Source organism: Corallococcus silvisoli, assembly GCF_009909145.1.
Lineage (GTDB): Bacteria > Myxococcota > Myxococcia > Myxococcales > Myxococcaceae > Corallococcus > Corallococcus silvisoli.
This window is the reverse complement of the sequence record NZ_JAAAPJ010000006.1, coordinates 207,625-230,144: the sequence shown is the minus strand read 5'-3', so window position 1 is coordinate 230,144 and position 22,520 is coordinate 207,625. Positions and strand designations below refer to the sequence as shown.

General features: G+C 71.8%; 21 protein-coding genes. 11 read left to right on the top strand and 10 right to left on the bottom strand.

What is annotated here, in order from left to right:
* Positions 1–5: 5 nt before the first annotated feature.
* Positions 6–890: a 5'-3' exonuclease gene (locus GTY96_RS12590; RefSeq protein WP_143906264.1), complete on the bottom strand. Its 885-nt coding sequence runs from the start codon at positions 888–890 to the stop codon at positions 6–8.
* A 251-nt stretch (positions 891–1,141) separates the two neighbouring features.
* Between GTY96_RS12590 and GTY96_RS12585 the strand changes: the two genes are divergently transcribed.
* The 3 genes from GTY96_RS12585 to GTY96_RS12575 all read left to right on the top strand — a co-directional run bounded on the left by GTY96_RS12585 (position 1,142) and on the right by GTY96_RS12575 (position 3,607).
* Positions 1,142–1,507, top strand: a complete 366-nt coding sequence (locus GTY96_RS12585; protein WP_143906266.1) for a DUF4398 domain-containing protein — start codon at positions 1,142–1,144, stop codon at positions 1,505–1,507.
* A gap of 30 nt (positions 1,508–1,537) precedes the next feature.
* On the top strand, positions 1,538–2,707 hold the full coding sequence (locus GTY96_RS12580; protein ID WP_143906268.1) for an OmpA family protein: 1,170 nt from the start codon (positions 1,538–1,540) through the stop codon (positions 2,705–2,707).
* 306 nt (positions 2,708–3,013) lie between these two features.
* On the top strand, positions 3,014–3,607 hold the full coding sequence (locus GTY96_RS12575) for a GNAT family N-acetyltransferase (protein WP_143906270.1): 594 nt from the start codon (positions 3,014–3,016) through the stop codon (positions 3,605–3,607).
* Here GTY96_RS12575 and GTY96_RS12570 read toward each other — a convergent pair whose 3' ends face one another.
* Positions 3,608–5,671, bottom strand: coding sequence for a S9 family peptidase (locus GTY96_RS12570; protein ID WP_161664839.1), 2,064 nt, complete (start codon positions 5,669–5,671; stop codon positions 3,608–3,610).
* A gap of 69 nt (positions 5,672–5,740) precedes the next feature.
* Positions 5,741–6,262 carry a hypothetical protein gene (locus GTY96_RS12565; RefSeq protein WP_143906274.1) on the bottom strand — a complete coding sequence of 174 codons (522 nt, stop codon included), beginning with the start codon at positions 6,260–6,262 and terminating at the stop codon, positions 5,741–5,743.
* Positions 6,263–6,678: 416 nt separating this feature from the next.
* Here GTY96_RS12565 and GTY96_RS12560 point away from each other — a divergent pair, with 416 nt between their 5' ends.
* Entirely contained in the window at positions 6,679–7,761 is a 1,083-nt protein-coding gene (locus tag GTY96_RS12560) for an AI-2E family transporter (protein ID WP_161664838.1), read from the top strand.
* On the top strand, positions 7,761–8,408 hold the full coding sequence (locus tag GTY96_RS12555; protein WP_143906278.1) for a DedA family protein: 648 nt from the start codon (positions 7,761–7,763) through the stop codon (positions 8,406–8,408). The genes GTY96_RS12560 and GTY96_RS12555 overlap by 1 nt, the downstream gene beginning before the upstream one ends.
* Positions 8,409–8,450: 42 nt before the next feature.
* On the opposite strand, the gene GTY96_RS12550 is transcribed toward GTY96_RS12555, so the two are convergent.
* The gene (locus GTY96_RS12550) at positions 8,451–9,896 is read right to left on the bottom strand and encodes an FAD-binding oxidoreductase (protein ID WP_143906280.1); all 1,446 of its coding nucleotides are present in this window, start codon (positions 9,894–9,896) and stop codon (positions 8,451–8,453) included.
* Between the two features lie 223 nt (positions 9,897–10,119).
* Entirely contained in the window at positions 10,120–11,451 is a 1,332-nt protein-coding gene (gene bioA, locus GTY96_RS12545) for an adenosylmethionine--8-amino-7-oxononanoate transaminase (protein ID WP_161664837.1), read from the bottom strand.
* A 280-nt stretch (positions 11,452–11,731) separates the two neighbouring features.
* Here bioA and GTY96_RS12540 point away from each other — a divergent pair, with 280 nt between their 5' ends.
* A complete protein-coding gene (locus GTY96_RS12540; RefSeq protein WP_143906284.1) occupies positions 11,732–12,529 on the top strand; it encodes an acyl-CoA desaturase in 798 nt (265 codons plus the stop codon).
* Between the two features lie 67 nt (positions 12,530–12,596).
* Here the strand turns inward: GTY96_RS12540 and GTY96_RS12535 are convergent, their stop codons facing one another.
* A complete protein-coding gene (locus tag GTY96_RS12535) occupies positions 12,597–13,454 on the bottom strand; it encodes an SDR family oxidoreductase (protein WP_161664836.1) in 858 nt (285 codons plus the stop codon).
* Between the two features lie 104 nt (positions 13,455–13,558).
* Here GTY96_RS12535 and GTY96_RS12530 point away from each other — a divergent pair, with 104 nt between their 5' ends.
* The 3 genes from GTY96_RS12530 to GTY96_RS12520 all read left to right on the top strand — a co-directional run bounded on the left by GTY96_RS12530 (position 13,559) and on the right by GTY96_RS12520 (position 16,018).
* The gene (locus GTY96_RS12530) at positions 13,559–13,969 is read left to right on the top strand and encodes a winged helix-turn-helix transcriptional regulator (RefSeq protein ID WP_161664835.1); all 411 of its coding nucleotides are present in this window, start codon (positions 13,559–13,561) and stop codon (positions 13,967–13,969) included.
* Positions 13,970–14,048: 79 nt separating this feature from the next.
* Positions 14,049–15,236, top strand: a complete 1,188-nt coding sequence (locus GTY96_RS12525; protein ID WP_143906290.1) for a GNAT family N-acetyltransferase — start codon at positions 14,049–14,051, stop codon at positions 15,234–15,236.
* Between the two features lie 86 nt (positions 15,237–15,322).
* Positions 15,323–16,018, top strand: a complete 696-nt coding sequence (locus GTY96_RS12520) for a suppressor of fused domain protein (RefSeq protein ID WP_143906292.1) — start codon at positions 15,323–15,325, stop codon at positions 16,016–16,018.
* On the opposite strand, the gene GTY96_RS12515 is transcribed toward GTY96_RS12520, so the two are convergent.
* Positions 15,984–18,044, bottom strand: coding sequence for an ATP-binding protein (locus GTY96_RS12515; RefSeq protein ID WP_235685564.1), 2,061 nt, complete (start codon positions 18,042–18,044; stop codon positions 15,984–15,986). The two genes, GTY96_RS12520 and GTY96_RS12515, sit on opposite strands and share 35 nt — an antisense overlap.
* Positions 18,045–18,236: 192 nt before the next feature.
* Between GTY96_RS12515 and GTY96_RS12510 the strand changes: the two genes are divergently transcribed.
* The gene (locus GTY96_RS12510) at positions 18,237–19,313 is read left to right on the top strand and encodes a dipeptide epimerase (RefSeq protein ID WP_161664834.1); all 1,077 of its coding nucleotides are present in this window, start codon (positions 18,237–18,239) and stop codon (positions 19,311–19,313) included.
* A 4-nt stretch (positions 19,314–19,317) separates the two neighbouring features.
* Here the strand turns inward: GTY96_RS12510 and GTY96_RS12505 are convergent, their stop codons facing one another.
* Complete coding sequence (locus GTY96_RS12505; RefSeq protein WP_161664833.1) at positions 19,318–20,511, bottom strand: S41 family peptidase; 1,194 nt, start codon at positions 20,509–20,511, stop codon at positions 19,318–19,320.
* 122 nt (positions 20,512–20,633) lie between these two features.
* On the opposite strand from GTY96_RS12505, the gene GTY96_RS12500 reads away from it, so the two are divergent.
* A complete protein-coding gene (locus GTY96_RS12500; protein ID WP_143906298.1) occupies positions 20,634–21,263 on the top strand; it encodes a LuxR C-terminal-related transcriptional regulator in 630 nt (209 codons plus the stop codon).
* Between the two features lie 2 nt (positions 21,264–21,265).
* On the opposite strand, the gene GTY96_RS37585 is transcribed toward GTY96_RS12500, so the two are convergent.
* Both GTY96_RS37585 and GTY96_RS12490 read right to left on the bottom strand, forming a co-directional pair.
* Entirely contained in the window at positions 21,266–21,691 is a 426-nt protein-coding gene (locus tag GTY96_RS37585) for a type II toxin-antitoxin system death-on-curing family toxin (protein WP_143906300.1), read from the bottom strand.
* The gene (locus tag GTY96_RS12490; RefSeq protein WP_143906302.1) at positions 21,688–22,488 is read right to left on the bottom strand and encodes a hypothetical protein; all 801 of its coding nucleotides are present in this window, start codon (positions 22,486–22,488) and stop codon (positions 21,688–21,690) included. The genes GTY96_RS37585 and GTY96_RS12490 overlap by 4 nt, the downstream gene beginning before the upstream one ends.
* Positions 22,489–22,520: the final 32 nt, after the last annotated feature.

The window sequence follows — 22,520 nt, the reverse complement described above, 5'->3', positions numbered from 1 at the left end:
TTCCTCTATGCCGCCCAGCGCTTTGGCCGGCGCTGGAGGCTCCTCAATCCCAATCCTTCACAGAACGCCTTGAAGCGCGCCTCCGGGACGCCCTTCCACTCCAGGTCCGCGAGCGACGCGGTGCCCGGCAGCGGCGCGTCCTCCACCAATGTGGCCAGCGTGCGGTACAGCCGCGCGTCCTCGCGGTGCGCCTTCAACGTCGCCGCCAGCTTGTCCGCGCCCCGCACCTTCACCGTCCACTCCGCCGCGCTGTCCGGGATGGCCTCCAGGTGGCCGTAGGCCTGGAGCACCGCCGCCGCGCCCTTCGCACCGAAGCCCGGCAGCCCCGGGATGCCGTCCGCGTCGTCGCCCATCAGCGCCAGCAGGTCCGGCACGCTCTCGGGGGCCACGCCCAGCTTCGCCTTCACGCCCTCCGCGTCCACCACCTTCTGCTGCCGCCGGTCCACTTGCACCACCCGCGAGCCCCGCACGCTCTGGCCCAGGTCCTTGTCGGGGGTGAGCAGCCGCACCTGCTCCACCTCGCCCGCCCAGCGCGCCGCCGCGGTGGCGAGCGCGTCGTCCGCCTCGTGGTCCTTCATGGACCACACGCGCACGCCCAGCGCGGCCACCGCCTCTTCCACCAGGTCGAACTGCGCGCGCAGCTCCGGCGGCACGCCCTCGTCTCCCTTGTAACCGGCGAAGAGCGCGTTGCGGAACGAGCGGATGGGGTTGTCGAAGGCCACCGCGACATGCGTCACGGCCTCGGATTCGTCGTGCAACAGCGCGAGGAGGGAATCCATCACGCCGGCCGTGGCCTTCACGTCGCGCCCGTCCGGCGCGGTGGTGCCCGGCCGGGGCGAGTAGTGGGCCCGGTACAGCTCATACGTGCCGTCCACGAGGTGCAGGCGCATGCTCCCCCTCTAGCGTCCCAGCCGCCGCGCGGCCAGCGGCCCGTGCGCGGGGACAGCCGGGGCCGGGCTTGGGCGGCGTCTCCTGCCTGTGCGCCTCGTTCCCTACACGACGCCTGTCAACCCCCTTGGCCAGCGTGCCTGTTGGAGACAGGTCGCCGATGCCGACCGGGGTCGCACGCCCCACTTTCTGAACCGACTCCCTCTGGGTCGCGCCGGAGCGTCCCAGCATTCCAACCGGCATGAGGTGATCCATGCGCCCGAAGCTGTTCGCCGCTTCCCTGCTCTGCGTCGCGGCCCTTGGCTGTGCAAGCAGGCAGGTGATTCTCACGTCCACCCATCAGCAGCGCGTCCAGGCAGAGGCGGCGCTGCGCTCGGCGGAGAACTCCCAGGCGCCCAACGTGCCGGAGGCCGCCCGACACCTGGCCTTCGCCCGCCAGCAGATCAACGACGGCGAGCGGCTGATGCAGGAGGGCGAGCAGGAGGCCGCGGAGCTGCGCTTCCGTCAGGCCGCCGCGGACGCCGACCTGGCGGCGGCGCTGGCCCGCGCGGTCCCCCTGAAGAACGAGGCGCGCCGGACCTCTGAACGGGTCGATTCGATGCAGCGCGGCCAGCCCTGAAGTCCCCCCTTTGATTGTGAGGAGAGCGTCATGCAGCGATGGAAACTTGGATGGCTGGCGATCGCGGGAGCCTCCGCGCTCACGATGGGGTGTGCCCATGGGCCCCCGCCCAGTGAGCTGACCGCGGCGCGGCAGGCGTACCAGCAGGTGTCCACGAGCCCCGAGGGCCGCGAGCGCCCCGCGGACGTGGCGGCGGCCCGGGCCGCGTTGCAGGAGGCGGAGAACGAGTACGCGCAGAGCAAGGGCTCGGTGAAGACCCGCTCGCTGGCGTACGTGGCCCTGCGCAAGGCGGAGATCGCCGAGGCGCGTGGCGAGGCGGACCTGGCCGCGCAGCAGCGGGCGGAGGCGGAGCAGTTGCTGCGTCAGCATCAGGAGTCGCGGGCGCAGACGCTCGCACGTCAGCAGCAGGAGGAGCGTGAGAAGTACGAACAGCAGCGGCAGCTGTACGAGCAGCAGCGCCAGCAGTACGACGCCCAGCGCCAGCAGGAGGCCGAGCGCATGCGCACGGCGAACGCGCAGCAGCAGGAGGCGGAGTCGCAGCGGCTGGCTCAGTTGAACCAGGAACTCCAGCAGCGCACGCAGCAACTGGAGCAGGAGCGCCAGGCGAGGCTCCAGGCGGAGCAGCGGGCCTCCCATGCGCTGACGCGGCTCCAGGATGAGAACGTGAAGGTGCGCGAGGAGGCGCGCGGCACGGTGGTGACGTTGTCCGGCAGCGTGCTCTTCGCGACGAACGCGACGAGCCTGCTGCCCGCGTCACGCGACCGGCTGTCGGACGTGGCCACGGCGCTGAAGGAGTCGAGGAACCCGTTGATCATCGAGGGCTACACGGACTCGCGTGGCACGGAGGAGTACAACGACCAGCTGTCGGAGCGCCGCGCGGAGAGCGTGCGGGACTTCCTGGTCGCCCAGGGCGTGCCGAGGGAGCGCATCCAGATCCGCGGCATGGGCAAGAGCCGGCCGGTGGCGAGCAACGCCACGGCGGAGGGCCGCGCCAACAACCGCCGCGTGGAGATCGTGGTGGAGCGCAACGTGGCGGGCACGCAGCCGTCCCGCTCCAGCAGCGGCGTCGGAGGCAGCGGCGAGGAGCCGAAGCCGCAAGGCTCGGGCATCGACCACCAGAGCCCGGCCCCGGATCAAGGCACCGGCGGCAGCGGCGCCCAGAAGCAGGTCCCCGAGCAGCCCATGGACCACGGCGAGTGACGGCGTGAAGTGGCGGTAGCGATTGGGGCTCGTCGCGGCAGGGTGCGCGACGAGCCCCGTTCGCGTCTTTCGTGAGCGCCTTGGAAGGATCGCCTGCGTGGACCAGCCCGCTGGAGGTGCCCGTGTCCGGATGCGGCCGCCGCGTCGGCTTCCTCGTCGCCGCGCGAGTGGCTTCGCCGAGGTCCTCCCCCCGCTCCGCCACCTTGCCGGGACCCTTCAAGCGGCTCCACGGAGCCGCGGTCATGCATGGCGGCGTGGATCATTCCTCGCCGCCAGCCTTGAAGTGAGCTGAAGTCCGACGCCGCCATGATCGACAAGTCCCCCGTCCTGCTCACCACCGAGCGCCTGCACCTGATGCTCCTGTCCCCGGACTCGGCGGAGCGGGTGCTGGCGTACCACGTGGCCAACAAGGACCACCTGGGGCCGGTGTCCCCGGCACGCCCGGCGACCTTCTTCTCCACCGACTACTGGCGCACACGCCTGGCCCAGGACCGCGAGGACTTCCGCCATGACCTGTCCCTGCGCGTGTTCCTCCTCCCCCGGAGCAAGCCCCTCGCGCTCGCGCCCGTCATCGGCAACGCCACGCTCGCCCACATCCGCCGGGGCCCCCTCCAGGCCGCGGACCTGGGCTATGGCCTGGATCACCGCCACGAAGGCCAGGGCCTGATGACCGAGGCCCTTCGCGCCTTCTGCGCCTTCGCCTTCAGCGCCCTGGGCCTGCACCGGCTCCAGGCCAACCACCTGCCGGAGAACCTCCGCAGCGCCGCCGTGCTCCGCCGCCTGGGCTTCATCCCCGAGGGCTACGCCCGCGACTTCCTCCTCATCAACGGCCGGTGGCGCGACCACGTCATCACCTCGCTCGTGGCCCCACCCGAACCCGGCGTCCCCACCGGCCCCTGACTAACGCGCGGACGGCCGCACCTTCGGCCCCGGCGCCACGGCGGCGGCCGGCAGGTTCGCGTCGAACCAGTCCAGCGTGCGCAAGAGCCGGTCCTTCTGGTGCTCGGGCTTGCGCAGGCCGTGACCCTCGTCCGCGTAGATGACCAGCTGGGTCTTCACCCCCAGCGTCTTCAACGCCCTGTGGAATTCGTAGCCCTGCGACGCGGGCACCTCCACGTCGCGCTCGCCGTGCAACACCAGCGTGGGCGTGCGCACCTGCTTCACCCCGTTGATGGGCGACGAGCGCGTATACACCTCCGGCTCGTCGTACACCGACGCGCCGAAGTACGGCAGCATCCACGTGTCGATGTGGTTCGTGCCGTAGTAGCTCTGCCAGTTCGCGATGCCCGCGCCCGCCACCGCCGCCTGGAAGCGCTGGGTGCGCGTCACCGCCCACATGGTCAGGAAGCCACCGTAGCTCCACCCCATGATGCCCTGCCGCGCGGGATCCACCGGCGCCGACGCCAGCACCGCGTCCACCCCCGCCAGCACGTCGCGGAAGTCGCCGTAGCCGAAGTCGCGGCGGTTCGCCTGCACGAACGCCTCACCCTGACCGTAGCTGCCGCGCGGGTTGGGCATGAACACCGCGTAGCCCCGCGCCACCAGCAGCGCCGTCTGCGGGCTGAACGTCGACAGCACCCCGGCCGCGGGCCCGCCATGCACCACCGTCACCATGGGCGCCTTGCGGCCCGACAGCTCCGGCACCGGCAACACCAACCAGCCCTGCACCGGCTGCCCGTCGCTCGTCCACGTCACGCTGCGCACCTCCCCCACCGGCACGGTCACGTCCACGTTGAGGCGCGTCACCTGCTTCCACGCCCCCAAGGGTCCCGTCCACACCTCGGGCGCCCGGTTGACGGCGTCGCGCACCACCGCGCTCGTCACGCCGTCGCGGCCCAGCGACACCGCCACGTGCTCCGGCCCCCTCCACAGCGTCTCCACGGCCCCGCCCCTCGGCGGCGCCGCCATCAACGCGGCCTCGCCCTGCGCCTGCGCCGCGAACACCAGCCGCTCCGGCGTGGACCAGAAGAGGTCCGTGGCCGTCGCCTTCAAGCCCTCCGTCAGGTTGCGCGCGGGCGGCACCTTCGCGGGAAACTCCGCCTTCTCCCCGGGCCGCAGCTTCGCCGCCAGCCGCTCCGGCACCGACACCACGAGCACGTCCCCGCCCGTGCTGCCCTCATCGCTCATCAGCCCTTCGATGAACGCGAGCTGCTTCCCGTCCGGACTCCACGCGGGCTCCGCCACCTGCCACGTGGGCGCGTGCAGCAGCGACGTCTCCCCCGTCGCCGCCTCCACCGCGTACACCCGCGCGTCCCACCAGTTCGCGTCCCCCGGCGGCGGCGCGGCCGTCACCGCCACCCGGGCCCCGTCCGGACTCCACGCGTACTCGTAGATGAACAGGCCCGCGGGCGACACCAGGCGCAGCCGCGCGTCCTCCACCGACACCACCGCGAAGCGCTTCACCGGCGAGGACTCCTGCACCACGCCCGTCTCCCGCGCCGCCGGCCCCAGCGGGCCCTGCGCGTCCTCCGCGCCCTCGATGGCGAGCACCCCCACCGACGTCCCGTCCGGAGACCACTTCGGCGTGGCCAGCACGCCCTTCAGCGTCGTGAGCCGCCGCGCGGGCCCGCCCTCCCCCGACGCGTCCGCCACGTAGAGCTGCCGCGCCGTGCCCTCCCCCGCCGTGGACAGGAACGCGAGCCTCCGGCCGTCCGGACTCCACGCCAGCGACCCTTCCGCGCACGGCGCGCCGTCCTTCGACGCGGTGATGCGCACCGGGGCCCGCTCCGGGTGCGCCAGCTCCCGCACCTGGAGCCGCGTGGACTCGGCGGTCCCCGGCACCCACTCCACCCAGGCCACGCGCGCGCCCTCCGGCGACAGCGCCACCTGCTTGATGCGCACCGCGCGCTGAAGCGCGTCGTACGTCGCGCCCACGTCCGGCCGCGCCGACACCGGCACCGCCGCGGACGCCAGCGCGCCCCACACCCCCAAGCCCAACACCCAGCCCAGGCTTCCCGCTCGCATCGACCGCCTCCAGGTGGACCGCGGCGGCGGAGTCTAGCGGACCCTCGCGGGCGGAACCCGCGCCCGGCGTCAGTGCATGTGTCCAGGCAACATGGGCAGGCCGTGGAAGAAGCGCCGCCCGCTCTCGAAGCGGTGGTGGAACGTGACGCGCTGGTCCTGGTACAGCCGCGCCATCTCCTCCTCGCCGTACGCGCGGAAGAACGCGGCGCGCGCCTCGTCACACGCCCGCTCGTACTCCACGCAGAGCGCCTCCCAGTCCTCCGGGGGAATGTCTCCCTCCGGCCAGCCCTCGCCCGTGAGGCCGTACTCGCGCTCCATCGCGGCCAGCTCCGCGGCCCGCATCCGCACGCGCGGATCCTCCGCGATGGCCTCATCCGCCATCGCCGTCAGGATGTGCGCCACCAGGAAAAATCCCGCGTCCGGCGGCACCGTCCCCGCGTCCCGCGCGACCCGGAACGTCACCAGCAGCTGCGCGTCCATCTCCTCCCCGCCCAGCTCCGCCAGCTTCGCCGCCAGCCCGCGCCAGCGGGCCTCCGTCTCGCGAGCCTCCTGTCGCATCCCATCCAGCTCCTGCTCACCCATCTTCTTCATGGTGTCCTCTCCCGACTCGCCAAGGTCGCCTTCCCATGAAGGTTCCCATCCCGGTCTGACGCCCGGGACCGGCAAAGCATGCCGTCCCTTTTTTCCAGGACGTCCCGGCGCGTCAGGTGCCGGACGCCCGGCCGCGGCGCCGTCGCGTGGCGGACGAGCACCCGGGCTCCGGGGGACGGACAGGCCAGCGGCCCCGCCGGTCATTTCCCGCCTTTCGGAGGACGAACCACGCGCCCGGTGATTGCCTGCGGTGGACGGCCCGGGGCCACGCCGGGTGTCGCCCGCCAGACGGTTGGGCCGGGGCCGGGCCCGGCGCGCACATTTGGAGGACGACGGTGGTTGCCGTCGGGCGCGGGAAGACGCATCCGCAGGGGATGGGGCCCGACGCCGGTGGCCCTCCCTTGGGAGCCCTCCTGGTGTCTGGACCCGAAGCCCGACCGCAGCCGAAGTCCCAGGTCTCTCCCCGCACGGTGTTCACGGTGTGCTTCGCCGTCCTGGGGGTGATGGTCCTGGTGCTGCTCGTCATCAAGACGCGCGTGGCCCTGACGCTCACGGGCATCGCCGCGCTCCTCGCCCTGTCGCTGGAGCACGGCGTGTCGCGGCTGGAGAAGCGCGGCCTCCAGCGGTGGCTGGCCATCGCCCTGGTGCTGTTCGCGCTGTTCATCGCCATCTGCGCGCTGGGCCTGCTGGTGATTCCGGACCTGGTGACCCAGGTGGACGCGCTGGTGTCCCAGTGGCCGCAGCTGTGGAAGCAGGTGCGCGGCACCGGCGTCCTGCACGCGCTCAACCAGCGGCTGCACAGCCTGGGCTGGAGCGAGAAGCTGGAGGAGGCCACGCCCGCGCTCGCCGGGCCCCTGCCCGCGTTGATCATGAGCGCCATTGGCGGCGTGGTGGGCCTGCTGGGCGGCACCCTCACCGTCTTCTTCCTGGTGGTGTTCATGCTGGTGTTCGGCGGCGGCGTGCTCAAGCACCTGCTGGAGCTGGCCCGGCCCGACCACCGGCTGCGGTACGTGCGCGTGCTGCGCAACGTGTACGGCGCGACGGGGGGCTACCTGGCCGGCATCACCCTCATCTGCGCCATCAACGCCACGCTGACCACCACGATGCTCGCCGTGGTGGGCATGCCCTTCTACCTGCCGCTGGGCGTGGCCAGCGGCTTCTCCAGCCTGGTGCCCTACGCGGGCCCCATCATCGCGGGCGGCATCATCACGCTGCTCACGCTGGCCACCGGCGGCCTGTGGAAGGCCCTGGCGGTGTTCATCTACTTCGTCCTCTACGGGCAGCTGGAGGGCAACGTGTTGGCGCCGCTCGTGTTCAAGCGCACCGTGCACGTCAACCCGCTGGTCACGCTGCTGGCGGTGCTCTTCTGCGTGGAGCTGGCGGGCATCGTGGGCGCGGTGGTGGCGGTGCCCGTGGCGGCCACCCTTCAAATCATCGTCCGGGAAGTCCTCCTCTTCCGCACCGAGCGCCGCGGCAAAGCGGTCCTCCCCGAGCCCTGATGAGCACCTCACCCCTCCAGCTCCTGCTCACGCACGGCTCCGGCCCGCTGCTCTTCCTCCTCTTGGTGGCGGGCGGCCTGGGCCTGCCGTTCCCAGAGGACCTGGTGCAGCTGGCCGCGGGCGTGCTCGCGCACCGGGAGGTGATGCCGCTGGCCGTCGCCCTGGCGCTGTGCTTCGGGGGCGTGCTGTGCGGGGACACCGTGCTCTTCCTCACGGCGCGCAGGCTGGGGCAGGCGCTGTACACGCACCCGCGCACCCGCCGCCTGTTCCCGGCCGAGCGCCGCGAGCGCATCCAGGGCCTGTACGCGAAGCACGGCTCGCGCGTCGTCTTCGTGGGACGCTTCATGTCCGTGCTGCGCGTGCCGGTGTTCGCCATGGCCGCCGCGGAGGGCATGCCCCTGCGCCGCTTCCTCATGTGGGACGGCCTGGCGCTGTGCCTGAGCTCCCCCACCGTGGTGATGCTGGGCTACCTGGGCTCCGCGAGCGTGGACCGCGTGGCCAGGGGCGTGGGACGGGTGGAGCACTTCCTCGCGCTGGCGGGCGTGGCCGCGCTGCTGGTCGCCCTCGCCGTGCGGCACTACCGCGAACGCCATCACGCTCGCGCCTCCACCGGAGACCGGACGTCGCGGTCCTCACCGCCCACGTGATTCCGGTATCCACCGGCTGACTCCGCGGCCCCCTGGGCGCGCTCAATGCGTGGCGCGAGGGGGGGCCGGCGGGATGTTCTGGTTCACGTGGAAGAGGTTGGTGGGGTCGTAGCGGTTCTTCACCTCCACCAGCCGCGCGAAGTTCTCGCCGTAGGTGGCCCGCACCCGCTCCTGGCCCTCGTCCATCATGAAGTTCACGTAGGCGCCGCCCGCGGAGTAGGGGTGCAGCGCGTCCCAGTAGGCCTTCGTCCAGGAGGTGATGTCCGCCACCCGCTCCGGCGAGGGGTCCACGCCGACGATGACCTCGGACCAGCGCGCGTCGCGGTAGCGGAAGGCCGTGTCCCGCGGCCCCACCCGGTGCACCGCCCCGTCGATGGGGTAGAGGTGCATCGTCGAGTGCATCGTCGGCAGGCGCTCCGCGAACTCCACGTGCCGCGCGATGGCCGCGTCGCCCAGCTCGCGCACGAAGTCCGCGCGCCAGTACCACTGCAAGCCGGGCGAGTAGAGCGCGTCGAAGGCCGCCTGTAAGAGGGGGAAGGGCATCGGTTGCACGCCGTGCGCCGCGGGCTTGAGCGCCAGCACGGGCGCGAACAGCGCCTCCGCCCGCGCGGGGTCGCCGGTGTAGCACCACACCACGCCGCACATCTTCTTCAGGTGCAGCGCCTCTGGATACGGGGCGACGGGCGGCACCGTGAGGAAGGCGAAGAAGCCGTTGAGGTCCTCGGGGGCGGCGGGGAGGAAGTCGCGGTACCAGCGCAGCACCTCCGCCGCGCGGTCCAGCGGCCAGAGCGTGAAACCACCGATGACGGAGTCCACTGGCTGGGCCCGGAAGAGGAATGACGTCACGACGCCGAAGTTGCCGCCCCCGCCGCGCACCGCCCAGAACAGGTCCGGATGCTTGTCGGCGCTCGCGGTGACGAAGCGGCCATCCGCGAGCACCATGTCCACGGCGAGCAGGTTGTCGATGGTGAGGCCGAAGCGGCGCGTGAGGTAGCCCATGCCGCCGCCCAGCGTGAGTCCGCCCACGCCCGTGGTGGAGATGATGCCCGAGGGCACGGCGAGCCCGAAGGCATGCGTCGCGTGGTCCACGTCCCCCCAGACGGCGCCTCCCGCGACCCGCACCGTGCGGGCCTCGGGGTCCACCCGCACGCCGCGCAGGCGCGACAGGTCGACGACCAGCCCGTCATCACACAGCCCCAGGCCGCCGCCATTGTGGCCCCCGCCGCGCACGGCCAGGGCGAGCCCCTGCTCGCGAGCCAGGGTCACCGCGGAGATGACGTCCGCCACGTCGGCGCACCGGGCCACCATGGCCGGGTGCTTGTGGATCATCGCGTTGTAGAGCTGGCACGCCTCCGCGTAGTCCGCGTCCTCCGGGAGGATGAGCGGGCCGCGCAGGCGGGCCCGGAGTGCTTCCACGCTGTCGGGGGTCGGTCCGCGCGGTGGACCCGTGCCGGTCCGCGACCGCGCGCGGTGGGTTTCAAGAGCCATGGGGTTCCCTTCCGCCATGGCGCCGGTGGAGCCATGGCACCTCAGGCAACGGGTGCGCATGGTGCGGGCCGCGCGCAGGCATCACGGGCCGGGGCGGCGAGAGGGGGCCTCCGGGCACGCGCGCTGAACGACGGGAGCGGGCGCGGCGCTCCGCCCCTCCCTCGCTTCCGGCCCTGGCCGCTCGAGCGCACGCGCTCCCGGCGAGGGGACCGCGCGGCGTCCGTCAGCCCGAGGTCACTTCGCGCAGGCTGTCCTCCACGCCCGCGAGCAGCACGTCCAGGTCCGCGTCCGGGATGTTCAGCGCGGGGGCGATGTAGACGGTGTCGCCCAGCGGGCGCAGGTACAGGCCGCGGCGGCGGCCGGCCTCGTACACGCGCCAGCCGCTGTTGGCGAAGTAACCCCCGCCGCCCAGGTCCACCGCGCCCACCATGCCCACCGCGCGCGGGCGCACCAGCCCTGGGAGCGTGGCGGCCATCCGTTCGAAGGCGGCCTTCACGCGCGGGGCCTTGCGCTGGACCTGCCCGATGACGTCCTCGTCGCGGTACACGGCCAGCACCTCACGCGCCACCGCCGCGCCCAGCGGATTGCCGCAGTACGAGTGCCCGTAATACAGCGCCCGGTCCTTCGCCCCCAGGAAGCCGGAGAAGATGCGCTCCGACGCGAGCGTGACGGCGAAGGGCAACATGCCCCCGCTCAGCGCCTTGGCCAGGCACAGCAGGTCCGGCACCACGTCGGCCAGGTCCACCGCGAAGCGCGCGCCGGTGCGGCCCATGCCGGTGAAGACCTCGTCGGCGATGAGGAAGGTGTCCACGGCGCGGGTGGCCGCGCGCACCTCGCGCACGAAGTCCGGCGACGACATCCACATGCCCACCGCGCCCTGGAGCACGGGCTCCAGGATGACGCCGGCGATGCCATCCGGATCCGCCGCGAGCGCCGCCTTCAGCTGCTCCAGCGCGCGCGCGTGGCCGTCGGGTTCGGCGGGGGACGGCACGTGCACCACGTCGAAGAGGAGCGGGCCGAACACGTCTCGGAACTCGTGCACGCCGCCCACGCTGGTGGCGCCAATCGTCTCGCCGTGGAAGGCGCCGGACAGGGTGATGAAGCGGGTGCGGCGGGGGCGGCCGTTCTGGGCCCAGTACTGCGCGGCCATCTTGATGGCCACCTCCACCGCGGTGCTGCCGTTGTCCGAGTAGAAGAGGCGCGACAGCTTCTGGTCCGCGGGCACGTCCGCCCGGTCCGCGCCCGGGGCCAGCGCCGCCAGCTCCGCGCCCAGCAGGGCCGCCGGGCCGTGGGTGATGCCCGCGAGCGAGGCGTGGGCCAGGCTGCCCAGTTGCTCGGTGAGCGCGTGCACCAGGCGCGGGTGGCGGTGTCCCAGGGTGGACACCCACCAGGAGCCGTTGGCGTCCAGGTAACGCCGGCCGTCGGCGTCATGGAGCCAGGAGCCCTCCGCGCGGACGATGACCAGCGGGTCGGTCTGCGCGACGTACTGCTCCATCGCGGTGTAGGGGTGCCAGACGTGCCGCTTGTCCAATCCGACGAGGGTTGCCCGATCCACGGTGGAGGCTCCTGGTGCAGGGGGGCCTGGGGGCCCGGGGTGACGCGCCGCGTGCACTTCTGCCCTCCCTGGAGGCGGCCCGCAACGTCGAGGTGCGACGTCGGGGACGGGCGCGAATGGATGACCGCACCGGGCCTTATCCACCAACGGACAGGGTGGGAACCGGGACGCTCAGTGTCGGGCGTCCGCGAGGACGGGGGTGCTGCCGCCATCGTGGGGAGCGCTGACATTGCCGTGACAGCCGCGGTGTTAGCCCTGGGTCCGACAGCACGGGAGAATCATGGCCATCCTCATCTTCTTCATCAGCCACTGGCTGCTCTGCGTCTTCTTCCAGAGCTTCTTCCAGCACCGCTACGCGGCGCACCGCATGTACAGCATGGGGCCGCGCACGGAGAAGGTGGTGCACCTGCTCACCTATCTGGTGCAGGGCTCGTCGTACCTGTCGCCGCGTGCGTACGCCATCCTGCACCGCGAGCACCACGCCTTCTCCGACACGGACAAGGATCCGCACTCGCCGCACAACTTCAAGGATGTGCTGCGGATGATGCTGCACACCAAGAAGCGCTACGCCGACTACGTGTATCGGCGCGCGGCGCCGGAGCCGCGCTTCGAGGGCGGGTATCCGGAGTGGACGCTCATCGACGAGACGGTGGGCCAGTCCTGGTGGGCGCCGTTGACGTGGGTGGCGCTCTACACGGCGTTCTACGTGATGTTCGCGACGTCGCCCTGGCAGTTCCTGCTGTTGCCGGTGCACTTCGTGATGGGGCCGGTGCACGGCGCCATCGTGAACTGGTGCGGGCACAAGTACGGCTACCGCAACTTCAAGGGCGGCGACCAGTCGCGCAACACGCTGCCGGTGGACGTGCTGTGCATGGGGGAGCTGTTCCAGAACAACCACCACAAGTACGGCAGCAGCCCGGACTTCGCGGCGCGCGCCTTCGAAATCGACCCCACGTGGCAGGTGATGCGCGTGCTGTCGAAGCTGGGCGTCATCCGCATCACCACGCCTCAGCGCGCCGTGTACCCGGAGCCGCGCGAGGTCTCCCGGCAGGGCAGCACCGGAGCGCAGACGGCCTGACGTCACGTCCAGCCATGCGGTGACGTGGGGGAGCCGTCCGGACAGGACCGCTCCCCCGTCGTGTTTCTCAGCCCCGCTTCAGCGCCGCGCGGATGGCGCTGGAGAACGGCGCGGTGGGCCGGCCAATCAGGCGGCTCAAGGTGCGGCTGGAGTCGTTCAGCTCGCCCTTCGCCAGCCCCCCATCCGCGTCCGCCAGGACCTCCGCGAAGGGCTTGGGCACCCCCACCTTCTGGAGCGCCGCGGCGAACTCCGGCACCGGCAGGTCCACGTACGCCACCGCCTTGCCCGACTGGCGTGACAGCTCCGCCGCGTACTCCGGCAGCGTGAAGGCCGTGTCCCCTGCCAGCTCGTACACCTGGTTCTCATGGCCCGTGCCCGTCAGCACCGCGACCGCCGCGTCCGCGTACTCCTCGCGGGTCGCCGTGGCCACCCTGCCATCCTTCGCGCTGCCCTGGATGACGCCGTACTCCAGCGCCGGCCCCACGTGCTCCGTGTAGTTCTCCACGTACCAGCCGTTGCGCAGGAACACGTACGGGAGCCCCGACGCGCGGATCGCCTCCTCCGTGGCCTTGTGCTCCCCCGCCAGCGACAGGCCGCTCCTGTCCGCGAACAGGATGCTCGTGTAGGCCAGCAGCTTCACGCCCGCCTTCTTCGCCGCGGAGATCACCGCCGAGTGCTGCGGGAAGCGCTTGCCCACCTCGTTGGCGGAGATGAGCAGCACCGTGTCCCCCGCCGCGAACACCCCGTCCAGCGTCCCCGGCTCGCTGTAGTCCGCCCGCCGCACCACCACCCCGCGCTCCGCCCAGGCCTTCGCCTTGTCCGGACTGCGCACCACCACCGCCACCTGGCTCGCCGGCACCTTCTTCAGCAGGCCCTCGATGACGAACTGCCCCAGCTTCCCCGTGGCTCCCGTGACGACGATCATCGCTTCGCCCTTTCCTTCGCGCGCCTGGCGCGAAATCGAATGGGGCTTACCGTAACGGTGGTACTCACTTTTCGTAAGTACGCACCTCATGGTAAGTGTCAATCATGAAGGCAAGCAAGGGCAGTCCACTGCTGGAGAAGGTGAAGAAGCGCGGGGACCTCTACGCGGCCGCGTGCCCCTCGCGCGGCGTGCTGGAGCACGTGACCAGCCAATGGGGCGTGCTGGTGCTGGTCGCGCTGCACGAGGAGGGCACCCACCGCTTCAGCGAGCTGCGCCGCAAGGTGGGCGGGGTCAGTGAGAAGATGCTCGCCCAGACGCTCCAGGCCCTGGAGCAGGACGGCTTCGTGCTGCGCGAAGCGCACCCCGTGATTCCCCCGCACGTGGACTACAGCCTCACGCCCCTGGGCCAGGAGGTGGCCGTCCACGTGGAGTCCTTGACCACCTGGATTGAAGACAACCTGCCCCGGGTGCTCGGCGCCCGCGCCCGGGCCCCGGCCCGCAAGAAGGCCTCCTGACCGGGGCCTCCCCCGTCCGGACGCCCTCCGGCGGGGCGAACGGGAGCGCAGCGGACAGACCCGCGTTAAGACTGCCCCCGTGCCCGCCGACACCCCGCTCCAGGTCCGCATTCTCGATGCCATCCGCGACGTCCCGGCCGCCTCATGGGATGCCCTGGTCACGGACGGCGCGCCCCCCTTCGTGCGCCACGCGTGGCTGTCCGCCATGGAAGAGAGCGGCAGCGCCACCGAGGACACCGGCTGGGCCCCCCACCACCTGACGCTGTGGCGGGGCCGGAAGCTCGTCGCCGCCGCGCCCGCCTATCTCAAGTTCCACAGCATGGGCGAATACATCTACGACTTCGGCTGGGCCAACGCCGCCGCCCAGCTGGGCGTGGAGTACTACCCGAAGCTGCTCGTGGGCGGCCCCCTGTCCCCCGCCACCGTGCCGCGCTTCCTCACCGCGCCGGGGGAAGACGCCGGGCTCCTGCGCCGCGCGCTGCTGGAGGCCGCCGTCCAGAGCGCCCAGGAGGCGGACTGCTCCGGCGTGCACGTGCTCTACCCCACGGACGAAGAGGCGGACTTCCTGGAGGAGGCCGGCCTCGCGCGCCGCATCACCCTCCAGTTCCACTGGAAGAACCCGGGCTACCAGGGCTACGACGACTACCTGGCCCGCTTCGACTCCAAGCGCCGCAACCAGCTCAAGCGCGAGCGCGCCGCCGCGGCCACCCAGGGCATCCAGCTGCGCACCGTGCGCGGCGCGGAGCTCGGCCCGGAGCACGCCCAGCGCGCGTACACCTTCTACACGTCCACCTGCGAGCGCCACGCCTGGGGACAGGTGCAGCTCACCCCCGGCTTCTTCGAGCGCGTCTTCCGCGACCTGCCCCACGCGGTGGAGATGGTGGAGGCGGTGAAGGACGGGCAGGTCATCGCGGGGGCCTTCAACCTGGCCACCCCGGAGCGGCTCTATGGCCGCTACTGGGGCTGCACGCAGGAGCACCCCTTCCTGCACTTCAACGTCTGCCTGTATCAGTCCGTGGACGACTGCATCCGCGCGGGCCGCAAGGTGTTCGAGCCCGGCGCCGGCGGTGAACACAAGGTGTCCCGGGGCTTCGAGCCCACCGCCGTGCACAGCGCGCACCTGATTTTCGACCCGCGCCTGGACAAGGCCGTGCGGAGCTTCCTGCGCATGGAGCATGCGCGGCTGACACCCGCGGTGGAGGAGGCGGAGCGCATCTGCGGCCTCAAGCCCTGGGCTCCCCCCGCCCCCGGGTCCACGGGCACCTGAACGTCTGTCCGCCAGCCCACCGGTCGGAAGACGTCCGCGCTCGGTTGAAGTTGTGAAATCGGGGTGAACCTCTAGAGTCCGCCCCCATGAAAGTCCCGGAGACCGACGAAGACTTCATCCAGTGGTACGAAGACTGCTGGGCTGACCGCGATGAGGTGGAATACCCGAAGCTGTTCGGCGCCATCCGCGAGGACGTGGACCTCCTGGAGGGCACGGGCGTGCTGGAGGGGTGGCTGGAGAGCGAGCTGGCCCAGGGCCAGGAGCTGGATCCGAACTGGCTCCCCATGGGCGTGCGCGTGTCGCCTCCCAGCGCGGAGTACCCGTACTGGACCTACGTGACGAGCGGCCTGTCCAACCCCTTCACGGTGACGCCCGGCGAGGAGCTGCCGGACGACGCGCGGAGCGGCCTGGGCTACGAAATGGTCATCCACACGCCCGAGGAGGAGCGCTGGCCGGTGCTGCGCCTGCTGGACATGATGGCCTACAACCTCGTGTGCGCGCGGCTGTTCGCCATGGGCCACCGCTATCCGGTGGACGGCACCCTCACCGGCGGCGACACCAAGCTCGCGGGCTTCGTGTTCGTGAAGGACACCACGCGCCCCAGCCACTTCACCCTGCCCAGCGGGCAGGTGGAGCTGCTCACGCTGGTGGGCGTGACGAAGAACGAGATGGCCTTCTCGCGCTCCAACGGCATGGACCGGCTCATCCAGAAGCTCACCGACCCGGCGAACCCCGGCGCCGCGTACATCACCCGTCCGGACCGCGACGAGGTGAAGCTCTAGGCTCGGGGGACAGGACCTGGCCGCCCCGGGCTCCAGCGCGGGGCGGCGAGGACTCCACCAGCGAGTGAAGGAGGCCCGGCTCGAAGGGCTTCTCGATGCGGGGCAGCGGCACGGCCAGGAGGAAGGCGCGGGCGCGCTCCGTGAAGCTGCCGCCCGTCATGAACACGAAGCGCGACAGCAGCTCCGGCCGCCGGCGAGACAGCTCCGCGTGCACGTCCATGCCGGTGAGGTCCGCCATCATCAGGTCGCAGAAGACGCGGTCGAAGGCGTCGTCCTGCTCCAGCAGCGTCAGGGCCTCGCGGCCGCTGTGCGCCACCACCACGTCGTGCTGCCGGCCGAGGATGCGGCGGAGCACCGCGGTGAGCTGCGGCTCGTCATCCACCACCAGCACGCGCTTGCGCTGAGTCCCCTCCTGCGCGCGCACCGCGGGGACGCCCGGGTGCACCACGGCCTCCGCGACGGGCAGCCGCACCTGGAAGGTGCTGCCCATGCCGGGGATGCTGGTGGCGGTCAGCTCCCCATGCATGCTGCGCACGAGCCCCAGGCAGATGGACAGCCCCAGCCCGCTGCCCTCGCCCACGGGCCGGGTGGAGAAGAACGGCTCGAAGGCGCGCTGGAGCACCTCGGGCGTCATGCCCAGGCCGCTGTCGGACACCTCCACCAGCACCCACGAGCCCTCGCGGCGGGTGGTGAGCGTCACCCGGTGGCGCTCGAAGTCGCCGGAGGGGATGGCGTGCGCGGCGTTGATGAGCAGGTGGAGGAACACCTGACCCAGGCGCGCCTCGTGCGCCAGCGCGTGCGGCACCTGCCCGAAGCAGCGCTCCACCTGGGCGCGGCTGCGCAGGTGGGTCATGGCCATGGAGACGCCGAACTCCAGCGCCGAGTGCACGTCCACCGGCGACAGGCGCAGCTCATCCGCGCGGGCGAAGGTCTGCAGGTCGCGCACGATGACGCGGATGCGCTCGGCCCCCTCGCGCGCCTCGCGCAGGGCCTCCAGCGCCTCGCCCAGCGCGTCCTGGAGCGCGGTGCCGCCCCCCAGACGCGGGGCGAGCGGCGTGAGCTGCTCCACCGCGAACTGGAGGTTGCCGGTGACATAGGACAGCGGGTTGTTGATTTCGTGCCCCACGCCCGCGGCGAGCTGGCCCGCCATGGCCAGCTTCTCCGACTGCACCAGCCGCTCACGGGCGGCCATGAGCTCGTGCGTGCGGCGCTGGGCGAGCGCCTCGGCCTCCAGCCGGCCGGAGCGCTCCCGCGCGAGCAGCCCGTCCCGCTCCGCCTGGACGCGCTTCTTGTCCGTGATGTCGCGCGCGTAGGTGGAGATGTTCCGGCCGCTGGACCAGGCGTGGACCTCGTGCCAGCGGTCCTCGCCGGTGCGCAGCTCGACGAGCCGGAAGCTCTCCTCCGTGGCCACCTCGCGCAGCGCGCGCTCCAGCGGGGTGCCGCACAGCTCCGGGCAGGCCTCCCAGAGCACCCGGCGGAAGAGGGCCTCCTGGGTGCGACCGACGAGCGCGGCGGCGTTGCGGTTCACGTAGGTGAGGCGCCAGTCCGTGTCCACGGTGAAGAAGGCATCCGGCATGCTCTCCAGCACGTCGCGCACCCAGTCCAGCGTGTCGCGCAGCCCCTCCTCCATCCGCTGGGCGCTGGTGACGTCGCGCAGGCGCAGCAACACCCCGTCTCGCAGGGGCACCGCGGTGCCCTGCAGCTGCACGGCGCCTTCGGTGAAGTTGTCCGCGCGCGGCCGGCCGGACTCCACCACCTGACGAAGCACATCGATGCGGCCCGCGAGCCCCACCGACGAGGACACCTCCCCCACGCGCCGGCCGCGCAACGACTCCGGGGCGTGGCCCAGCGCGCGCGACGCGGCGGGGTTCGCCCACAGCCACTCGAAGTCGATGATGGCGCCGCTGACGGAGCGCACGGCGCGCAGCACCATGCACGCCTCCGGGTGCTCCCGCTCGGCCTCCTCCAGCGCGGCGAGGAGCGCATCCGGAAGCGGAAGGGCCACGGTCGTGTCGGTCGCGGACATCCGCCTCCTCCGGCGCTAAGGGGATGGAAGAACCGCGCCCCCGACAGGCTTCTGCTGCACGGCCCAGGCCCTGCCCACCCCCCGGGGGACCGCATGTCGCCACGAATCGCACGGCGGCTCAAGTCAGCCCGGGCCTTCGTAGTTTTCTAAACTATCTTGAATTGCAGATAACCAGGAATGAAAGCTCCGTCCATGCGACCCACGTTCATCACGCACGTTGCCTTCGAAGCGCTGCACCTGCCGCTGACGGAGCCGTTCGCCATCGCGACCGGCGCGCAGCTCGCGGCGGAGAACGTGCTCGTGCGCGTCACGCTCGCGGACGGGACGGTGGGGCTGGGCGAGGCGGCGCCCTTCACCGCGGTGAGCGGGGAGACGCAGGCCAGCACGCTGGCCGCGCTGGAGTCGGTGCGCGGGGTGCTGGTGGGCCGCGACGCGCGGGCGTGGCGGCCGGCGTCGGAGGTGCTGGCGGATGGGCTCGCGCTGGCGCCCTCCGCGCGGTGTGGCGTGGAGATGGCGCTGCTGGACGCGCTCACGCGGCACCACCGCGTGCCCCTGCACGTCTTCTTCGGCGGGGCGGGGACGGCGTTGGACATCGACATGACGGTCACGGCCGGGGACGTGGCGCACGCGGTGGCCTCCGCGCGAGCCATCCTGGGGCGGGGCATCGACACGTTGAAGGTGAAGGTCGGGGCGTTGGATCCGGACGCGGACGCGGCGCGGCTGGTCGCCATCCATCAGGAGGCGCCGAAGGCGCGGCTCTTCGCGGACGCGAACGGGGGCTATGACGTGGCGGAGGCGCTGGCGTTCCTCAAGGAGCTGGAGCGCGCGGAGGTGCCGCTGGCGCTGTTCGAGCAGCCGGTGCCCGCCTCTGACTTCGCGGGGCTCGCGGAGGTGACGCGGCGCTCGAAGGTGTCGGTGTGCGCGGATGAGTCCGCGCGGTCGGCGAAGGACGTGCTGCGGCTCATCCGCGAGGGCGCGTGCCACGGCATCAACATCAAGACGATGAAGTGCGGGATGGTGGAGGCGATGACGATGTGGAGCCTCGCCCGCGCGGCGGGGCTGGAGCTGATGGTGGGTGGGATGGTGGAGAGCGTGCTCGCGATGAGCGCGTCCGCGCACCTGGCGGCGGGGCTGGGCGGCTTCACCTACGCGGACCTGGACACGCCGCTGTTCATCGCGAGCCACCCGTTCCAGGGCGGTGGACAGTACGCGGGCGCGCGGCTGACGTTGGACCCGGACGCGCCGGGCCACGGCGTCACGCCGCGCTGACGCGTCAGTCCTTCACCAGGGACGCGGCCACGTCGAGCGCGCGTTCCTTTCGCGGATCCACGCCAGCCGCGTACGGCAGCGCGTCCGGGACCTCCACGTCCACCGGGACGCCCACGCCCTCCAGCCGCTCGCCGTCCACCTTCACGTCCATGACGGCGAGGTAGAGCAGGTCGCCGTTGGACAGCTTCTGGGGCCCGCCGCCCAGCACGGCGCCCGCGGTGCGTTCGCCCACGAGCGTCGCCAGCTGGTGGCGCTTCATCGAGGAGGCCACCAGCTCCTTGCCGCTGCGCGAGTTGCCATTGACGAGGAGGACCACCGGCTTGCGCCAGGACGGAGCGAAGGGGCGCGCCTGGCCGTCGCGGCCGGTGCTGACGAGCGCGGGCACCTGGGGGTTGAAGAGGTTGACGAAGGCGGGATTGCAGCCGCCCCAGCCGTCGCGGAAGTCGACGACGAGCGCATCCGCCTTCGCGAAGGTGTCCTGCATCGACTCCTCGAGCTGCTGCTGGAACTGCTCGCCGGTGCACGCGTAGACGTGCTGGTACGCGACGCGGTGGCCCTGGCGCTCGACGACGCGGGAGCTGGCCTTCTGGTACGCGAGCCACTCCTGGCGCGGGTCGAGCCGGTGGGGCGTGACGGTGAGGGACAGGGGCGCGGCGCCCTTCACGCGCTCCACGGTGAGGCGCGTGGCCTTGCCGGCGCGGTTCGTGAAGGCATGCCAGGGATGGAAGGGCTGGCCCTCCACGGTGACGAGCCGGTCCCCGCGCAGCAGGCCCGCCCTGGCGCCGGGGCCGTCCGTGAAGACGTGGCGGACGAAGAAGCCCTCCGGCGTTTCCATCACATCCACGCCGATGCCGGTGGCTTCGACCTTCTTCTGCTGGAGGAAGGCCTGGAAGATGGCGGACACCTCCGCGTGGCCGGGGGCCTGCTTCGGGTAGTAGGCCGTGTGCGAGGCCTTCAGCTCCGCGAGCGCCGCGTTCGTGCGCCGGGCGAAGTCCTCCGCGTCCTTCGCGTCGGCGGCGTAGCCCTGGTGCGCGTCGGCCCAGGCGGTGCCCTTCGCCGCGTCGAAGAAGCGCGTGCGCACCAGGCCGACGACTTCATCGCCCAGCTTCGCGTAGGGGCCCGGGGGTGTCGCCGCCTGGACGCTCCCCGCGAGGAGCAGCCCTGTCATCACCCACCACCGCGTTGCCCGAATCGTCATGGGGGCCCCCTCCGGAAGGACTTCACGATTCTTCACAGGGACGCGGTTCGGAGGGAAGTGAGGAGGTTCCGGCGTGGGGCGGGGTGGCGAACGCGGCGGGCGCGGTTAGGGATGAGGGGCCCATGTTGGATGCACCCGCGTCATCGTCCCGGCTCGCGCTCGTCTCGGAGGACCCGCTGGCCCGGGGTGCGCTCGCACGGGCGCTGAGCGACCAGGCGGAGGGCTGGACGGTGGCGGCGGCGGGCACGCAGGTGGAGCTGGAGTCAGCGCGGGGTGAACCGCCGGACGTGGTGCTCTGGGACACGGGGCTGCGGCTGGTGGAGGGCGCGGCGCCGGACCTGGGTGCGCCGGTGTTGGCGCTGGTGGCGGACGAGGCGGCGGGGGAGCTGGCGCTGGGCGCGGGGGCGCGGGGCCTGCTGTTCCGCGACGTGTCGCCGGGGATGCTCGTGGCAGCGCTGCACGCGGTGTCCCGGGGGCTCGCGGTGTTCGACCCGGGCCTGACGCAGGTGCGCGCGGCGCCCCGGAGCACGGCGCCTTCTGGGGCGCCGGGGCCGGACACGCTGACGCCGCGCGAGCGCGAGGTGCTGGGGTTGCTGGCGGAGGGCCTGTCGAACAAGGCCATCGCGGACCGGCTGGACATCAGCGAGCACACGGCCAAGTTCCACGTCAACGCGGTGCTGGCGAAGCTGGGCGTGCAGCGCCGCACGGAGGCCGTGGTGCGCGCGGCGCGGATGGGGCTGGTGACGCTCTGACGTCAGGGAGCGGCGAGCTCGCTCAGGTGCTCGACGACCCAGAGGAACACAGGCTCGACGTCCTTGAACCTGTTGCTGGCGATGGCCATCACCAGCGCTTCCGCCTCGTCATCCGAGGCATCGACCTCCAGGCCCATTCCGGCCAGGACCTCCGACATGGCGAGCCAGGCGATCCGCTTGTTCCCATCCACGAAGCACTGCTTCGTCGCGAAATAGAAGAGCAGGTAGACCGCGAACATCAGACCGGGGACCGCCCCCGGCCTCGCGTTGTACTCCTCCGCGGACCACGCGGCCCCGAGCGTAGCCCCAGGGCACAAGGCGTCCCGGACTCCGACCGTTCCACCATGCGCGGCGATGCCCATGGCATGCAGAGCCTGGAGCCGGGTGAGGCTGCAGAACCGGTCGTACGGCTGCTGCTCGGCACTCACTGGGCAAGCCTCCGGAGCAGCTCACTCCATCTGCGCAAGACGTGCGCATCCCGCGCCTCGGCGGTCAGGCCCGGCGCATCGGTGCCCTCCTGACGAATCCAGATGAGGCGAGGTTTGGGGCCCATGGCGACCATCGCCGCGATGGCCTTGTCGCCCTCTCGCAGAAGCGAGGCCTTCTCCACCTGCTCCGCCGTGGCGGTCACCGTGATGACCCCGCCCTCCAGCTGCGCGATCCGGATCGCCGGCTTGTTCGACACGGCGAAATCGAGTCCCCAGATGATGCCGCGAACAATCTCCAGATGCGGCAAGACCGCGGGCGCCTCCGCGAGCGTCATCTGCTCGAACTCGAAGACCTGCTCTTCCTGGCCGTCGCGCACGAGGGCGTAGCGCTGTCGCTTCAAGCCCTTGGGGAGCTTGTCCAGATACTCGTTCACCCACCGGTTGCGCCGGCGGCCCTGGCTCTCATCACGGATGCTCTCGAGAATCTCCCGAGTGACCCGCTCGGGGTCCACGGCCAGCGATGGGTCCGCCCCGCGAACCGGCATGGGCACGGTCTCGAGTTCGAGGTCGACCGAACCTTCCCGCAGGTTGCTGATCTGGAGATCGACGTAGGTGGTCTTGGTCGCCCGTGTGGCATCCACATCCGAGCCCGCGGCGGTGGCGACCTGGATGGCGGCGATGTTGCGGGCGGCTCGCAGCAAGCTCAAGAGCGCTTCGCCAAACGCAGCGAGGCTGACACGGTGCTCGGTGAGCCCGGGGGTCTCTCCTTCCCAAACGATGCGAAGCTTCGTGGTCACGCTGGGTGGCGTAGCATGAGGGCCTGGGCCTG

Excerpts from the sequence above, each read along its gene's own strand:
- GTY96_RS12590 (WP_143906264.1), bottom strand. The coding sequence starts at position 890 with ATGCGCCTGCACCTCGTGGACGGCACGTATGAGCTGTACCGGGCCCAC.
- GTY96_RS12585 (WP_143906266.1), top strand. The coding sequence starts at position 1,142 with ATGCGCCCGAAGCTGTTCGCCGCTTCCCTGCTCTGCGTCGCGGCCCTT.
- GTY96_RS12580 (WP_143906268.1), top strand. The coding sequence starts at position 1,538 with ATGCAGCGATGGAAACTTGGATGGCTGGCGATCGCGGGAGCCTCCGCG.
- GTY96_RS12575 (WP_143906270.1), top strand. The coding sequence starts at position 3,014 with ATGATCGACAAGTCCCCCGTCCTGCTCACCACCGAGCGCCTGCACCTG.
- GTY96_RS12570 (WP_161664839.1), bottom strand. The coding sequence starts at position 5,671 with ATGCGAGCGGGAAGCCTGGGCTGGGTGTTGGGCTTGGGGGTGTGGGGC.
- GTY96_RS12565 (WP_143906274.1), bottom strand. The coding sequence starts at position 6,262 with ATGAAGAAGATGGGTGAGCAGGAGCTGGATGGGATGCGACAGGAGGCT.
- GTY96_RS12555 (WP_143906278.1), top strand. The coding sequence starts at position 7,761 with ATGAGCACCTCACCCCTCCAGCTCCTGCTCACGCACGGCTCCGGCCCG.
- GTY96_RS12550 (WP_143906280.1), bottom strand. The coding sequence starts at position 9,896 with ATGGCTCTTGAAACCCACCGCGCGCGGTCGCGGACCGGCACGGGTCCA.
- GTY96_RS12540 (WP_143906284.1), top strand. The coding sequence starts at position 11,732 with ATGGCCATCCTCATCTTCTTCATCAGCCACTGGCTGCTCTGCGTCTTC.
- GTY96_RS12535 (WP_161664836.1), bottom strand. The coding sequence starts at position 13,454 with ATGATCGTCGTCACGGGAGCCACGGGGAAGCTGGGGCAGTTCGTCATC.
- GTY96_RS12530 (WP_161664835.1), top strand. The coding sequence starts at position 13,559 with ATGAAGGCAAGCAAGGGCAGTCCACTGCTGGAGAAGGTGAAGAAGCGC.
- GTY96_RS12520 (WP_143906292.1), top strand. The coding sequence starts at position 15,323 with ATGAAAGTCCCGGAGACCGACGAAGACTTCATCCAGTGGTACGAAGAC.
- GTY96_RS12515 (WP_235685564.1), bottom strand. The coding sequence starts at position 18,044 with ATGTCCGCGACCGACACGACCGTGGCCCTTCCGCTTCCGGATGCGCTC.
- GTY96_RS12510 (WP_161664834.1), top strand. The coding sequence starts at position 18,237 with ATGCGACCCACGTTCATCACGCACGTTGCCTTCGAAGCGCTGCACCTG.
- GTY96_RS12505 (WP_161664833.1), bottom strand. The coding sequence starts at position 20,511 with ATGACGATTCGGGCAACGCGGTGGTGGGTGATGACAGGGCTGCTCCTC.
- GTY96_RS12500 (WP_143906298.1), top strand. The coding sequence starts at position 20,634 with ATGTTGGATGCACCCGCGTCATCGTCCCGGCTCGCGCTCGTCTCGGAG.